The sequence below is a fragment of the Clostridium sp. HV4-5-A1G genome, from assembly GCF_900184915.1.
In the GTDB taxonomy this organism is placed as follows: domain Bacteria; phylum Bacillota; class Clostridia; order Clostridiales; family Clostridiaceae; genus Clostridium_B; species Clostridium_B aromativorans.
On record NZ_FXYI02000083.1, the window covers coordinates 1 to 15,343 of the forward strand.

At 34.6% G+C, this 15,343-nt stretch carries 17 protein-coding genes and 1 riboswitch; of the genes, 1 reads left to right on the forward strand and 16 read right to left on the reverse strand.

Features of this window, described 5'->3' with window-relative positions:
* Nucleotides 1-105 precede the first annotated feature (105 nt).
* The 14 genes from J5G60_RS10140 to J5G60_RS10205 all read right to left on the reverse strand — a co-directional run bounded on the left by J5G60_RS10140 (nucleotide 106) and on the right by J5G60_RS10205 (nucleotide 12,010).
* Complete coding sequence (locus tag J5G60_RS10140; protein ID WP_150357328.1) at nucleotides 106-624, reverse strand: adenine phosphoribosyltransferase; 519 nt, start codon at nucleotides 622-624, stop codon at nucleotides 106-108.
* 127 nt (nucleotides 625-751) lie between these two features.
* Entirely contained in the window at nucleotides 752-1,600 is an 849-nt protein-coding gene (locus J5G60_RS10145; protein WP_150357326.1) for a DHH family phosphoesterase, read from the reverse strand.
* Between the two features lie 162 nt (nucleotides 1,601-1,762).
* Nucleotides 1,763-2,635, reverse strand: coding sequence for a protein translocase subunit SecF (secF, locus tag J5G60_RS10150; protein WP_179978320.1), 873 nt, complete (start codon nucleotides 2,633-2,635; stop codon nucleotides 1,763-1,765).
* Nucleotides 2,636-2,645: 10 nt separating this feature from the next.
* On the reverse strand, nucleotides 2,646-3,923 hold the full coding sequence (gene secD, locus J5G60_RS10155) for a protein translocase subunit SecD (protein ID WP_150357322.1): 1,278 nt from the start codon (nucleotides 3,921-3,923) through the stop codon (nucleotides 2,646-2,648).
* A gap of 142 nt (nucleotides 3,924-4,065) precedes the next feature.
* The gene (gene scfB, locus J5G60_RS10160) at nucleotides 4,066-5,424 is read right to left on the reverse strand and encodes a thioether cross-link-forming SCIFF peptide maturase (protein ID WP_150357320.1); all 1,359 of its coding nucleotides are present in this window, start codon (nucleotides 5,422-5,424) and stop codon (nucleotides 4,066-4,068) included.
* Nucleotides 5,425-5,510: 86 nt separating this feature from the next.
* Nucleotides 5,511-5,648: a six-cysteine ranthipeptide SCIFF gene (gene scfA, locus J5G60_RS10165; RefSeq protein ID WP_150357318.1), complete on the reverse strand. Its 138-nt coding sequence runs from the start codon at nucleotides 5,646-5,648 to the stop codon at nucleotides 5,511-5,513.
* A 79-nt stretch (nucleotides 5,649-5,727) separates the two neighbouring features.
* Nucleotides 5,728-6,099 (reverse strand): TIGR04086 family membrane protein, encoded by a 372-nt coding sequence (locus J5G60_RS10170; protein ID WP_150357316.1) that lies wholly within the window; start codon nucleotides 6,097-6,099, stop codon nucleotides 5,728-5,730.
* An 87-nt stretch (nucleotides 6,100-6,186) separates the two neighbouring features.
* Nucleotides 6,187-6,489, reverse strand: a complete 303-nt coding sequence (yajC, locus tag J5G60_RS10175) for a preprotein translocase subunit YajC (RefSeq protein ID WP_150357314.1) — start codon at nucleotides 6,487-6,489, stop codon at nucleotides 6,187-6,189.
* A 31-nt stretch (nucleotides 6,490-6,520) separates the two neighbouring features.
* Nucleotides 6,521-7,651, reverse strand: coding sequence for a tRNA guanosine(34) transglycosylase Tgt (gene tgt, locus J5G60_RS10180; RefSeq protein WP_150357312.1), 1,131 nt, complete (start codon nucleotides 7,649-7,651; stop codon nucleotides 6,521-6,523).
* A 65-nt stretch (nucleotides 7,652-7,716) separates the two neighbouring features.
* Nucleotides 7,717-8,742 carry a tRNA preQ1(34) S-adenosylmethionine ribosyltransferase-isomerase QueA gene (gene queA, locus J5G60_RS10185; protein ID WP_150357310.1) on the reverse strand — a complete coding sequence of 342 codons (1,026 nt, stop codon included), beginning with the start codon at nucleotides 8,740-8,742 and terminating at the stop codon, nucleotides 7,717-7,719.
* Between the two features lie 6 nt (nucleotides 8,743-8,748).
* Nucleotides 8,749-9,798, reverse strand: a complete 1,050-nt coding sequence (ruvB, locus tag J5G60_RS10190) for a Holliday junction branch migration DNA helicase RuvB (protein WP_150357308.1) — start codon at nucleotides 9,796-9,798, stop codon at nucleotides 8,749-8,751.
* 14 nt (nucleotides 9,799-9,812) lie between these two features.
* Nucleotides 9,813-10,403, reverse strand: coding sequence for a Holliday junction branch migration protein RuvA (ruvA, locus tag J5G60_RS10195; protein WP_150357306.1), 591 nt, complete (start codon nucleotides 10,401-10,403; stop codon nucleotides 9,813-9,815).
* Nucleotides 10,404-10,539: 136 nt separating this feature from the next.
* Nucleotides 10,540-11,136: a hypothetical protein gene (locus J5G60_RS10200; protein ID WP_150357304.1), complete on the reverse strand. Its 597-nt coding sequence runs from the start codon at nucleotides 11,134-11,136 to the stop codon at nucleotides 10,540-10,542.
* A 52-nt stretch (nucleotides 11,137-11,188) separates the two neighbouring features.
* Complete coding sequence (locus J5G60_RS10205) at nucleotides 11,189-12,010, reverse strand: ComEC/Rec2 family competence protein (protein WP_150357302.1); 822 nt, start codon at nucleotides 12,008-12,010, stop codon at nucleotides 11,189-11,191.
* Between the two features lie 195 nt (nucleotides 12,011-12,205).
* A riboswitch (SAM riboswitch) is annotated at nucleotides 12,206-12,310 on the forward strand.
* Nucleotides 12,311-12,401: 91 nt separating this feature from the next.
* Here J5G60_RS10205 and J5G60_RS10210 point away from each other — a divergent pair.
* Complete coding sequence (locus J5G60_RS10210) at nucleotides 12,402-13,574, forward strand: trans-sulfuration enzyme family protein (RefSeq protein ID WP_150357300.1); 1,173 nt, start codon at nucleotides 12,402-12,404, stop codon at nucleotides 13,572-13,574.
* 203 nt (nucleotides 13,575-13,777) lie between these two features.
* Here the strand turns inward: J5G60_RS10210 and J5G60_RS10215 are convergent, their stop codons facing one another.
* Together J5G60_RS10215 and J5G60_RS10220 are read right to left on the reverse strand one after the other, a co-directional pair.
* Nucleotides 13,778-14,518, reverse strand: coding sequence for a YebC/PmpR family DNA-binding transcriptional regulator (locus J5G60_RS10215; RefSeq protein ID WP_150357299.1), 741 nt, complete (start codon nucleotides 14,516-14,518; stop codon nucleotides 13,778-13,780).
* Nucleotides 14,519-14,616: 98 nt separating this feature from the next.
* A complete protein-coding gene (locus J5G60_RS10220) occupies nucleotides 14,617-15,261 on the reverse strand; it encodes a YigZ family protein (RefSeq protein ID WP_150357298.1) in 645 nt (214 codons plus the stop codon).
* Nucleotides 15,262-15,343 lie beyond the last annotated feature (82 nt).

Consider the following 15,343-nt stretch of genomic DNA (forward strand, 5'->3'; position numbering starts at 1 on the left):
ATCAGAATAAGGCATAATAGATCTAGTACTTTCTCGTGGTATCTGATATGTGTATAATAGACAGATTATATAATTTTAAAACTTGCAATTTAAAATTAACAAACTTTAAATATTATACTGAATTAAAGAATTAACATCATAATTTTTCAATTTTTCTCTTCCCTTAAGATCAGTCAACTCTATTACAAATCCTATAGTTACAATTACTCCGCCCGCTTCTTCCACTAATTTAGCAACAGAATTGGTGGTACCTCCAGTTGCAAGTAAATCATCAATTATCGCAACCCTCTGTCCTGGTTTTATTGCATCCTTGTGCATTTCCAATTCATCATTGCCGTATTCCAGAGAATAGGTGACTTTTAAAGTGTCACAGGGCAGCTTTCCCTTTTTTCTCACAGGCACAAAACCAGCATCTATAGCATAGGCTACAGGTGCTCCAAATAAAAAGCCTCTTGCTTCAGGTCCAACTACTATATCTATATTTTTATTTTTTAAATAGGATGATATTCTATCTACGGTATATTTAAAAGCCTCTTTATCTTTAAGCAAAGTAGTTACATCTTTAAAACTTATCCCCTTCTTTGGAAATCCTTCTATTACCCTTATACTGTTCTTTAGATCCACTTGTACTCCCCCTCAAAAATAGCTTTATTGTTTTACAATTGATTTTTAACCCCAATGAAATATAATCTTCTACCTTATAATTATATATTAAATATTGACAAATATTCAAGTCACAGCATTTATATCCTTATACAATTTCATTTTTTAAATATTTCGCTATCTGTTCTGCTCTATCCATATTTTCCGTTATAAAAAGTTCCACTGTAATTCTGGCATTATCTATATATCTCTTATTTTTAATTGAACGCATCATTTTATTTGAAAGTTCACATATACTTTTCCAATTTACACTGGAAATATTATTTATTTTAAGCAGGGCTTTTACTCCATAATTATTTGTGTAATTTATACAATATATGCCCTGATTCACCATAATTTCATTTTCACCGCTTACATCGGCCTGTTTTGAAAGAATCCCCAGCGCCACAAGATCCAGATATTTCCCTACGCATTTCATTTCATAATACATTGATATGGCCTGACATAATTTAAAGGTCACTCCCACTGCAGTTAAATTCTTATAAGGATATGTACACTGCTTTTGGTTTGGATCTATAATAATTGTTTCCGGTAAGATTTCTTCACTACTATGATAATCTGTTATTATAACATCAATTCCTAAATTTTTACATAGTTTTACCTGAGGAACAGAGCTGATCCCACATCCTGCAGTTATCATAAGCTTGGTACCTAAAAATTTTATATGGTTTTCTATTATATCTGATTTTATACTAGAATCATCAACTTCATCAGATATAAAATATTCCACATCCGCATTTAGATATTTGAGTACAAGTAACAACAGAGACACTGAAGTTATACCATCTAAATCGCAAGTACCATAGATCACTATTTTTTCCCTTTCATTTACAGCTTTTATTATTCTTTTTAAAGCCTCTCCCATATTTTTTAAAAGGAAGGGATTTTTCATTCCTATAAAATTAAAATGCTGTATGTTTTCCTTTTGCATCTCCATAATAAAACCTCCAAATTTATCGAAAGCACTTCTATTATAAATGATATTGTCTTCTATTACAAACACAGTATGACTAGATTTTCCACAATAAAAAAATCCAAAGTTTCAATATACTCTGGATTTTTTATTTTATCATATTGAATGTACATTTTAAATAATTAACTAAGTCGTTTTATTAAGTTTTCTCCTATTGGCCAACATATGTTTTTTTATCATAACCCAACACGGACTGGCAATGCATATGGAAGAATAACATCCTGTAATTACACCTATGAGAATAGGCTCTGAAAATACCCTTACGGAAGGGACCAAAATATACACAGAAGTTAGAGTTATTACAACGGTGAGTACAGTATTTATAGATCTGGCAAGTGTCTGTGTGACACTTGCATCTGCAACGATCATAGGATCCACTCTTCTCATGTATCTTTGATTTTCTCTTATTCTATCAAAAACAACTATAGTATCATGAATGGAATATCCTATAACTGTAAGTGCTGCTGCTATAAAATTGGAATCTATAGAAACCCTAAGTACTGCATAAACAGACAGCATTACAAGTACATTGTGAACAAGAGATATAATAGCCGCCATACCAAAACTGAGTTCAAATCTTATGCCTATATATATAAACATGGCCACTATTGCTATCACGACAGCTTCTATAGCTTTTACTCTAGTTTCCTTTCCTATAACAGCTCCTATATTTTCCTGATTTGTCAAGCTGCTTTTTTTATACTTGGCTTTAACATCTTTCACAATTTTGCTTATCTCATCATTAGTAAGAGAAGTAGCTTTTATGGTTATGGATTTATTGTCGGATTTATTGGATTGAAAATCAACAGAGTATTTCTTTACTATGCTGTCCACATCTGCTTTGTCAAAATCTGTGCCTAAATTTATCTCCACTATAGTACCGCCTTTAAAATCCAGTCCATATTCCAGTCCTTTTGTAGCCATGGTAAATATTCCAATAATAATTATTATAAGGGAAATAGTAAACCATATCTTTCTTTTTTCAACAATTTTATATATACCACTCATGTTATTTTACTAACCCCTTTCTAAAATCATGTACACCAAAAGTCCCAATAGTTTGTTTGTGGTTAAACCATCCCATATTGGCTACCAATTTCATAAGGGTTCTGGTTACAGTTACTGCGGTAAACATACTTAAAGCTACACCTATGATCAGGGTAAGGGCAAATCCCTTTACGGAACCCGTTCCCACATTATACAGCACAAAACCGCATATAATAGACGTAATGTTTGAATCCAGAATCGAGCTCATGGCCCTCCTAAAACCGGCATCTATAGATGCCTTAACTGACCTTCCACTTTTAAGTTCTTCTTTAGTTCTCTCAAAGATAAGTATATTGGCATCTACTGCCATTCCTACCGTCAAAAGAAACGCCGCAATACCAGCCAATGTAAGGGTCACATTTACGCCAGCAAAAGCCGCCAAAACTATGTATACATACAGTGTAAGTGCTATATCTGCAATAAGTCCCGGAAGTCTATAATATAAAAGCATGAACAGCATTACAAGTCCTATTCCAATTTTACCCGCCAATAAACTAAGTGGGAGGGCATTGGCTCCTAGAGATGCACCTATAGTTTTAACCTGAACCGGTTTTACCGTAACTGGAAGTGCTCCTGATTTTATAAGATCAGCCTGCCTTTGTGCCTCCTGAAGAGTCTGGTTTTTACCGCTTATGACGGCTCTTCCATCGGTTATATGTGCATCCACCTGTGGATTGGTAAGCATGTCATTATCCAAGTAAATTGCTATTTTTTGTCCCATAAATTTTTGAGTGGCATCTGAAAACTTTTTGGCTCCCTGCTGGTTTAATTCCAGATTTATCACAGCTTGATTTCCATTTGTAGAATCAATGGAAGCAGTAGCATCTTTCACATCTTTACCGGTAAGTATGGTTTTATTGTCAGGGCCTACAAATTTAAGTTCACCGGTTTTTGCCACACCATCTATTACCTCTTTGGCATCAAATTTTCCCGGTATGTCAATTCTTATTCTCTTCTGTCCTTCCCTGGCCACCACTGTTTCACTTACTCCTAATTTATTAACTCTCATAGACAAAAGTTCCACAGTTCTGTCCATGGTCTTTTGATCCACATTATTTCCCTGAACTTCTTCAAGTACAGAAACTCCACCTTGAAGATCAAGTCCCCTATTTATAACTTCACCAAAAGGTTTAAGTTTATATCCTCCTAAAGTCACTCCATATGCTCCCGAATAAGCTAAAAAACCTATCAGAATTATACATAGGAAGAAAACTATGGTACTTTTCCCCTTAGATTTCATCTTTATCCTCCTCAACCTGTAAATAAATACTATTTTTTTACAACAGTCCACATTAGAAATTATATTACTTAAGAAAAACAGCGTCAATACTATGAGCCCAAATATAATGACTTTAAGTATTAACTTTATGTAAAATATATTCCTATTTTTTCATGATTCTGACCTTAAGTGCAATAGCACACTCAATTCTCTTTTTCTGCATTTTACATCCCAGTGAATAGGGTTCTCTCATATCTCCATTGAAATTGTAATTATTAGCCTGACATCCGCCGCTGCAGTAAAACCTTGCCCAACACTGTTTGCATTTGGGTTTATTATATATATGGGCCGTCTTGAACTTTTGAACAATATCCTCCCTTAAATTATTCCAATCATTTAAATTTCCCATTTTAAAATCTTCATTACCCACAAATTGATGACAGGGGTATATGTCTCCATCGGGAGTTATAGCCACATACTCATGTCCTGCTCCACAGCCCGATATTCTTTTATATACGCAGGGTCCCCCTGTAATATCTATATTAAAATGATAGAATTTAAACTTTCCACCATTTCGAAGCATTTCTTCATACAGCTTGTCATACTGCTCATAGATAGTTGGCAGATCCTCCTCCCTTATTGAGAGTGGGTTGTCCTTAGGAAGCACTACAGGTTCTATGGATATTTCATCAAATCCTTCATCTGCAAGATATTTTATGTCTTTGAAAAAATCCGTATTTTTTCTGGTAAAAGTTCCCCTGACATAGTATTGTTTAGATTTATCCCTTATTTTTACCATCTTTTTGATTTTGGGCAATATGGAGTCAAAGGTTCCACTTCCATCTATCCTCACTCTCACTCTGTCATTTACTTCTTTTCTTCCGTCAATACTCAACACTATATTCCCCATATTTTTGTCCAGATAATCTATTATTTCATCATTTAAAAGTGTCGCATTAGTAGTCATGGTAAACCTTATACTCTTATTGTGTATCTTTTCTTGAGATCTTGCATAATCCACAATCTGCCTTACAGTATCAAAAGCCATGAGGGGCTCTCCACCAAATAAATCCACTTCTATATTTTTCCTAGGTCCTGATTTTTCTATGACAAAATCAATTGCTTTTTTTCCAATATCAGCAGACATAAGCTTTCTGCTTCCCTTATATTCGCCTTCATCTGCAAAACAATACTTACACCTTAAATTGCAATCATGCGCAATGTTTAAGCACAATGCCTTTATAAATGATACCGAATTGTCATTTTGCAACGCAATATTTTCATAGAGATCTTTAGAATACAGTATATCCCCTTTAATTAATTCCTCTATCTCTCCATATGCCTCCACAATATCCTCTTTTTCATATTTATCTTTGAGCATTTCCAGCGTCTCTTCAAGACCAGGCGGTTTTTCATCATCCAGGATATCATACACCAGCTGGTCAACTTCATGAAGTGCCCCGGAGTTTACATCCAATACATATCGATATCCACCCTGTACAAATTTATGAATATTAGCCAAATTATTCCCTCCTATAATACACTTATCTTTACGATGACATAAATTTTAGGCAGTAACTTTTTATCTGTTACTGCCTAAAATTTATATTAATTTTCACAGGCCAAATTGGCAACGGTACAGGAAGTTTTGCACGCCGACTGGCAGGAATTAGCACATTCTCTGCAACCTGGCTTTTTTAGGCTATCTCTTATATTAGAATTACTTATAGTTTTTATATGCTTCATATTAAACTCCTCCAATTAATAATATATCGTTTAGATTATAACATAAATCAATTTCAAAATAAAGCCGGACTATAAGTACCTATTGCAAGTTAATTCCAATCATTCCAGATAAGGCCCCCACTATTAGTGCAAGTACTAATCTCTTAATTCCATCTACACCTATCACAGCAGAATTTCCCGAAATAACAGAAACTACATATAGTATAAATAGATATAAAAGAGTAACTATAATACCTATAAGCCATCCCTTTTCCCCTATTTTCCTCACTGCATAAATGGAAGCGTACATTATACTGAGTATTGTCGTAATAAGATAAACTATATAACTTACCTGACTGCTGACTTCTATAAAAGTCATTACAACGGCAAAGATCAAAAGCAAAATCACAGTAATTATAAATCCTCTAATAACTCCTTCTATAGCAGAAAGATAATTATTACTTTTTTCCAAATTAAAACACCTCCTATCTAATAGTATCTATGTAGACAAAAGGCGCTTTATACCTAAATTTTAAACTTCTTTTCTTTGAATTTATTTCTATTTACCCTTATTAGAATTTTCTGAGCTTTTATCATCTGAAAGGACATTTAACACCCCTGTCTTGTCAAGTTTTATCTTTATTCTGTCAGGTCCTGTCTGAAGTGTTATAAAACTTTCATTTTCTCTGATATTTATAATTTTACCTACTATACCACCTTTAGTCATAACCTCATCATTGACTTTAAGATTACTCAACATAGCATTGTATTTTTTTCTTCTCCTGCTCTCTGGTAAAAATATAAGCAAGTAAAAAATTACCACTACAAATATAAATGGTGATATCCTAACTAATAAATCCAACGCTTTCACCTCCTTATAAAATAGTTCTTATTTAACTTTTGTGTTCCCATTGATTAAGCTTTTCTCTTTTATATGAATGAAAATAATCTCCATCAATAGCATCTCTTATTTCCTTCATCATATTATTATAAAAATATAGGTTGTGGATCACACAAAGTCTCATAGCCAGCATTTCCTTTGCCTTAAACAGATGTCTTATATAAGCTCTGCTGTAATTTTTACAAGTGGGGCAGCTGCATCCTTGATCAATGGGATTATCATCTAATTTATACTTTGCGTTTAAAAGATTTAATTCACCTTCCGATGTAAATACATGGGAATGCCTTCCATTTCTTGCAGGGAGGACACAGTCAAAAAAATCCACCCCTCTTTCCACTGATTCAAGTATATTTTCCGGTGTGCCCACCCCCATCAAATATATGGGTTTATTCTGCGGAAGATATGGTATGACACTTTCTAAAATCCTGTACATTTCCTCATGAGTTTCCCCTACTGCCAATCCTCCAATGGCATACCCTTCCAGATCCATTTCGCTTATTGTTTTAGCATGTTCTATTCTTATGTCATCATATACTCCACCCTGATTTATTCCAAAGAGCATCTGCTTTTTATTTATAGTATCAGATAGAGAATTTAATCTGTCAAGTTCTATCTTGCACCTTTTAAGCCATCTAGTAGTCCTCTTCACTGAATCTTCAACATAATCTCTCGGGGAAGGATTTTTCACACATTCATCAAAAGCCATGGCTACAGTAGACGCCAAGTTGCTCTGAATTCTCATACTTTCTTCAGGTCCCATGAATATCTTTCTGCCGTCTATATGGGAATTAAAATATACCCCTTCTTCTTTTATTTTTCTTATATCAGACAGTGAAAATACTTGAAAGCCGCCTGAGTCAGTTAAAATGGGTCTATCCCAATTCATAAATTTATGTAATCCGCCCAGCTGCCTAATGATTTCATCTCCCGGTCTTAAACTCAGATGATATGTATTGGACAACTCTATTTGACAGCCAATTTTTTTTAAATCCATAGTTGAAACCGCACCCTTTATAGCCGCTAAAGTACCTACATTCATAAATACCGGAGTTTGAACCACGCCATGGGTAGTAACAAACTCACCTCTCCTTATTCTTCCACATTTTTTCAGTAATTTATACATCGAAACACCTCATATTTATACAATTCACAATGCACAGCCTAAATTTTTATACCTGACTCTTAAAATCACTTGATAAACATGGCATCTCCAAAACTGAAAAACCTGTATCTGTTTTTTACCGCTTCCCGGTATGCATTTAATATATTTTCTCTCCCACATAGTGCACTTACCAGCATTATGAGGGTAGATTGGGGTAAATGAAAATTTGTTATAAGCTTATCTACTATCTTATACTTATAGCCCGGATATATAAATATATCTGTCCATCCTGACTGTTCTCTGACTCTTCCATCTTCATCCGCTATGGTTTCAAGAGTTCTGCAGGATGTGGTTCCCACAGGAATTACACTGTGCCCGCTTTCCCTTGCTCCGTTAATTACATCTGCAGTTTCCCTCGACATACGGTAGTATTCAGAATGCATATCATGGTCTTCAACATTTTCAACCTTAACCGGTCTAAAAGTTCCAATACCCACATGTAAAGTCAAAAAAGCAAGTTTAACTCCCTTATCTTCTATTTTTTGGAGTAAATCCTCTGTAAAATGAAGTCCAGCCGTAGGGGCTGCCGCTGAACCTTCTTCTTTAGAATAAACCGTCTGATACATTTCCTTGTCTTCCAACTTTTCCTTTATATAAGGCGGCAAAGGCATTTGCCCAAGTTTATCCAGTACTTCTTCAAATATTCCCCTATATTCAAATTTAACTATCCTATTTCCGTCTTTCTTTATCTGAGATATTTCAGCTTTCAACTCTCCATCTCCAAAATCAAACCTGTCTCCAATCCTAGCTCTTCTTCCCGGCTTAACCAGTGTTTCCCAGCTGCCATCCTCATTTCTCTTTAACAGCAAAATTTCCATTTTTCCGCCGCTGCCCTCTTTTTTCCCTATAAGCCTTGCAGGTAAAACCCTGGTATCATTTAAAACAAGACAATCTCCCGGATTTAAATAGCCTATTATATCCCTAAACACCTTATGTTCTACTTTTCCTGTCTTCTTGTCCAATACCATAAGCCTTGCTTCATCTCTCTGTTTTAATGGATGTTGTGCAATCAGTTCCTTAGGTAAGTAAAAATCAAAATCCGTAACTTTCAATAAATTTCACTCCGTTTCGTTTTGTCCACGATGACTGTATTGTTTTCTCTTCAATGTGCCACCTTTTCTAGTTTTATTAAAATGTCTGTAGGCACTATCAGATGCCATTCTCCCCCTAGGTGTTCTTATTATAAAACCCTTCTGAAGCAGATAGGGTTCATACACATCTTCTATAGTATCCAATTCTTCTCCTATAAAATAAGCCAGTGTCTCTATTCCCACAGGTCCTCCATTGAAATTGTCAATTATAGCCTTTAATATTTTATTGTCTATACTGTCAAATCCCTCTTCATCCACTTCCAATAATTTTAAAGCAAGCTTGCTGGTCTCAACATCTATTGTTCCATTACCTTTTACCTCTGAATAATCTCTAACCCTTTTCAAAAGTCTATTTGCAATTCTCGGTGTTCCCCTGGACCTTTTTCCTATTTCCAGGGCAGCTTCATATTCTATATTTATATCGAGTATCTCTGCAGATCTAATTATAATTTCACTGAGCTCCTTTTCTCCATAAAACTCCATGGGACATAACATTCCAAATCTATCCCTCAGTGGAGATGTCAAAAGTCCTATCCTAGTAGTAGCTCCTATTAATGTGAATTTAGGAAGATCCAGTCTTATGGATTTTGCAGCCGCACCTTTTCCTATAACTATATCAAGTGCATAGTCTTCCATAGCAGGATACAATATTTCCTCTACGCTTCTATTTAATCTGTGTATTTCATCTATGAAAAGCACATCCATATCATTTAAACTGGTAAGTATTGCAGCTAAATCCCCCGCTCTCTCTATAGCCGGACCAGAAGTAACTTTCAAATTCCCTCCCATTTCCATGGCAATTATATTTGCAAGAGTGGTTTTCCCAAGTCCCGGCGGTCCATAGAGAAGCACATGATCTAGTGCTTCTTTTCTGTTTTTCGCAGCTTCTATAAATATATTAAGCTTATTTTTCACCTTGTTTTGTCCTATATATTCACTAAGTCTTTTAGGTCTTAAACTATGCTCGTTTTCAGCATCACCCTCCATATTAAATGGAGTGACTATTCTATTTTCCACACCCATCACCTAGCCTAATCCATTAAAAATTTCAAAGCTTCTTTTATCATAACTTCAATAGAACTATTATTATTTATGGCTTTCAATGCACTGTTTGCCTCCTTTTCAGAGTATCCAAGGGCCTTGAGAGCTTCTACAACTTCAGAAGTGGTTTTGCCTTCACCAAGCTCTTGACAATTATTCTCATGATCCCCGATTTCCTCTGGGGATACTTTATCTTTTAATTCCAAGATAATTCTCTGCGCAGTTTTCTTTCCTACTCCGGGAGCCCTCACTAAATTCTTTTCATCTCCAGATATTATAGCATACTTTAAATTAGCAACATTACTTATGGATAGGAGCGAAAGTGCTGCTTTAGCACCTATTCCATTTATAGTCAAAAGAAGATTGAACATGTTTATCTCCTCTTTCGTCAGAAAGCCATACAATCCTATAAAATCTTCCCTTACTATTTGCTGCAGATACAACAATATGTTTTCACCTATTTTAGGGGTGTTAGCAATAGTACTACCTGACGTATTTATTTTATAGCCTATGCCATTGTTTTCAACTATAATATAATCTCTACTCACGCCTCTATATATCCCCTTTATATACTCATACATCTAAAATTCCCCCGTAAAATATTGAAAATCATATAAATATTATAGCACATATTATACTTTATCATTTTGAATACCTCAGTTCAAGTGATAATTATATAGAACCAGGCTCCTTTACCTAAAAAAGCCTTAAAGGCTACTATTCATAGTCTTCAAGGCGTGCTTCTGCTTCTTCTCTGGTATTACACTGAAAATATTTGTCTCCCTTAGTCAAAAGTTTAATATCTTCTTCTTTCAACCTATTCGTACTTATACTTGTAATATCTCTTTTTTCATTTTCTATAAGCATATTTCCCTGTTTATCTGTTTTATATATAGCTATAAATCCATTTTTTATTCCCAATACATATTTATTAGGAGCATATTTGTCTACATTTTTTATTAACACTATTTCTCCTGCACTGAATTTTTCTACCTTATATCCTACATCCTTATAAGCTTTTTCAACTTCACTTTTCTTCTTGCCAGCTAACTTTCCTGCCAATTCCTGTTTTTCTATCTGAACTTCTCCGCTTTTATCATATTTTATCTTGAATATTACTCTGGCATCATTATCAACAACACCGTTTATGGAAGAATTCACTTTTACAGTATCATAGGAATTCTTATTAGCTTGACTTAATTTCTTTTCCATATTTATATTTTGAAATCCCACTATACATATATAACAACTCAATCCAAAAATTAAAATAGTAAAAACAACTAAAATTGCCGTGCGAATTTTTCTTCTATCCACAATATCCCTCCTTTTCTGGATATTATAGACACTTTTATAAAAATTATACATGTTATTTCAATCTTATGCTGGTATAATTTTTACTGCAATACAATATGTCATTTTTAATGACTATATTGCCTTGATTATCTATTCTCCAAACTATTGCCCCCTTGTTTATAAGTCTGTTTTCAACTCTTTTATCCGGAGTTCCCACTCCATCACTCGTTATAATCGCCACTCTAGGTTCTACCCTATCCAAAAACCTATTCGTAGTACTTGTATTTAATCCATGATGGGGAACTTTAAGCACATCACATTTTTTAAGTTCGCCTGTTTTTAAAATATCTTCTTCTTCTGATCTCTCACAGTCTCCTGCAAATACATATTGTAATCCATTTACTTTTCCCTGCAGGACTATAGAATTATTATTTTCTACAGTTTTACTTTCACGAACCGGCCCGATTGCCTTAAGAACGCATCCATAATTTTTAATTTCCCAACCTCTTTTTATATATTCAACATCCACCCCCATTTTATTCAGCTTATCACTCATAATATTCTGGATATAGTTTCTATGATCTGGAAGATACACCTTACAAACTTTTCTGGACTGAGCTATTTTAATTATGCCTTCATAGTGATCATCGTGATAATGAGTGAGTATTATACCATCTATGCTTTTTACCTGATTTAAATCCAAATATCTTATAATTCTCTTGGTATAATAAGCAGCTCCTGTATCTATAAGATAATTTTTATCATCAGTTTTTATTAAAATACAGTCACTCTGACCAACTCCTAAAAAATGAACCTCATAATTTCCAAATTTAGCCAGAGCAACATTATCCATATACATTATAATTACAAAAATAATAGCTAATATTCGTTTCATACAAATTACTCCTCATAAATCGTCGCTATTATTATTTTTTACAATTAAAATTGTTATATTCTAAATTATAGGTGAGAAAATCTCATGACACATAGTACATATTTAAAATAGAAAAGTAAAAGTTCCTAACTCCATCAACAAAAATATTTGACAAAATTCCTATTTAGGTATACTATTAAAAAAATTAATAAATAAATCTTATCAAGAGCGGTGGAGGGACTTGGCCCTATGATGCCCGACAACCAACATTCTATTTAATGTATGGTGTTAATTCCAACAGATTATTCTGAAAGATAAGAAAAATTTTCAAGTTGTAACTTTAAAGCTGTTTTTCTTATGAAAAACAGCTTTTTTATTTTATACTATACACAATTAATAAGGAGGAAAATTTATGAGCAAAGAAACCAGCTTTATAACAAAATGCATTCACGTGGGAAATGGTATTGATAAAGAAACCAGGGCCATAAGGCGCCCAATAACCATGGCAAACTGTTACAGGCTTCCCGAAGATGCATCTTCAATCAACTGGAGTGATCCAAATCAGATATTATATACCAGAAACACCTCTGCAAATCAACTTTATCTTCAGCAAAGACTTGCCGCACTGGAAGGTGCAGAAGACTGCGTGGTCCTTGCAAGTGGTGTCGCTGCACTGGCAGGTGTGTTTTTTACTTTTCTTGACAAAAATTCACATGTGATCTGTTCAAATGTATCATACATAGCAGTTTACAGACTGTTAAACGAATATCTCCCTGAAAAATACAATATAGAGACATCCCTTGTAGATACCTCCAACCTAGAAGAAATAAAAAAGGCCATACACCCCAATACCAGGCTCATTCATGTTGAAACTCCAGGAAACCCCACCACGAGAATAAGCGACATTGAAGAAATTGCAAAAATTGCGAAATCCGCAGGAGCTCTACTTAGTGTTGACAGTACATTTGCCTCTCCATACCTGCAGCGCCCTCTTGAACTGGGAGCAGATCTTGTTATACACAGCTTGACCAAATATATAAATGGACATGGTGATGCCATGGGTGGAGCAGTGCTGGGCAAAAAAGATCTCACAGACAAAATTAAAGCCCAGGCTATGGTGAATCTGGGGGGAACTATAAGTCCTTTTAATGCATGGCTTATAATGAGAGGTGTTGTGACACTTCCCCTGCGTATGGAGCAACACAGCCATACCGCTCTCAAAGTCGCCCAATATCTGGAATCAAATCCTTCAGTGAAGTTCGTGGCATATCCGGGTCTTGAAAGCCATCCGCAGCATGAAATTGCCAAAAAACAGATGAAGCTCTACTCAGGAATTATAGCTTTTGCACTTAAAGCAGATGCGGAAACCCATAATAAATTTATAAATTCACTTGAGCTCATCGTTCCGGCAGTTTCCCTGGGACATGACGAGAGCCTGATTGTATACACTGGAGCAAGTGATGAAAGGATCAATTTCTATCCAGAAAATTTCAGAGATGGATACATAAGATTCAGTGTAGGACTTGAAAGTGCGGAAGACATCATTGAAGACTTAAAACAAGCATTGCAAAAATGCGGATTATAATAATACAATGCTTTCAAACTGGGGGATAATCCCCCTAGTTTTTATCCGAACGCTACCATTGCTGGCTACTCCCAACTTCTCAAAATGGGACATAAGCACTGCTGTGCGCCTGAATAAGGCAAAACGTATTATTTAACAATAAAAACCACTTTTGATATGAATATTATATATATATCCATATCAAAGATGGTTCATATGGTCCTTTACCCTTCAAATTCTTCAGGAAAATCAGCATTGTGATAAACATCCTGAACATCATCATCGTCTTCAAGTTTATCTATTAATCTCTGAACTTTTTCAGCAGTTTCCATATCAACAGAGATAGTATTATCCGGTATCATAGTAATTTCTGCTGACAAAAAATCAAGTCCATTTCCCTCAAGATTTTCTCTGACTTTCCCAAACTCCTCTACAGAAGTAATTATTTCAAAAACTTCCTCCTGGGCATCAAAATCCTCTGCACCGGCATCCAGGGCTTTCATCATGACATCATCTTCATCAATGTCATCTTTTTTCTCTATAATAATCTGACCTTTAGTTTGAAACATCCAGGACACACATCCATTAGCTCCTAGATTTCCACCGTGTCTTGAAAATGCAGCCCTTACACTGCTTGCCGTTCTATTTTTATTGTCAGTTAATGCTTTTACTATCACAGCAACCCCTCCAGGTCCATATCCTTCATAAACTATTTCCTCATAGCTTACCCCTTCCATTTCTCCGGCGCCTTTTTTGATTGCCCTGTTTACTGTATCCTGGGGCATATTATTTGCCTTAGCTTTTGCTATGACATCTCTTAATTTTGCATTGCTATCTGGACTTGAACCACCGGTTTTAGCCGCAATAGCCAATTCCTTTCCTATCTTAGTAAATATCTTACCTTTTTTCGCATCTGCCTTACCCTTTTTTGCCTGTATATTATGCCATTTTGAATGTCCTGACATATAAATTTCCTCCTAACTTACAGTTTATAACTATTTAATATTGATCATGCAAATTGTATTATATCATATAAAAGCAGATCACTACAAATATAAACGCATTATTCTTTAATCAGGTTATTATCAACTTTAAAATAAAATTCTTCATCTCCAACTATAAGTTCACATTTTCCATTGGTTACATCTATTATCTCATTTATCAGCAAATCAACATTTTCTAGAATACAATTTATTGACAATTGAACTTTGTCAGCATATTCAATATTCTCTATAGGAATAGACTTTTGTTCAAAAAAATGCTGCAATTTCCCCAAATCCTCGTAATTTATAGATATATCTATAGGTGAACCTTTTACTCTTTCCACTATCTTTGCACTGTCAATAGATAATACAGCAGATTTAGAATAAGCTTTTGCCAGCCCGCCTTTACCTAGAAGTATTCCCCCAAAATATCTTGTTACCACTGTGACAATATCTGTCAGCTTCTTTTTTTTAATCACTTCCAGGATAGGTATTCCTGCAGTTCCTTGAGGTTCTCTATCATCACTGTATCTTTGAATATTCATTTTTTCTCCAATTACATATGCATACACATTATGTGATGCTTTAGGATTTTGTTCTTTCACCCTATTTATGAATCTTCTAGCATCACCTTCAGTATATACTCTCTTTACGCTCCCTATAAATATGGACTTTTTTTCCTCAAATCTCGAACCAGCTTGATTTTTTACTGTAAAATATCCCATATTACCCCGCCTTTCAAAACATCCCTCATAAATTATTTCTTAAAAATATATAATAAACTATATAGTCATAAGACTATTTAAT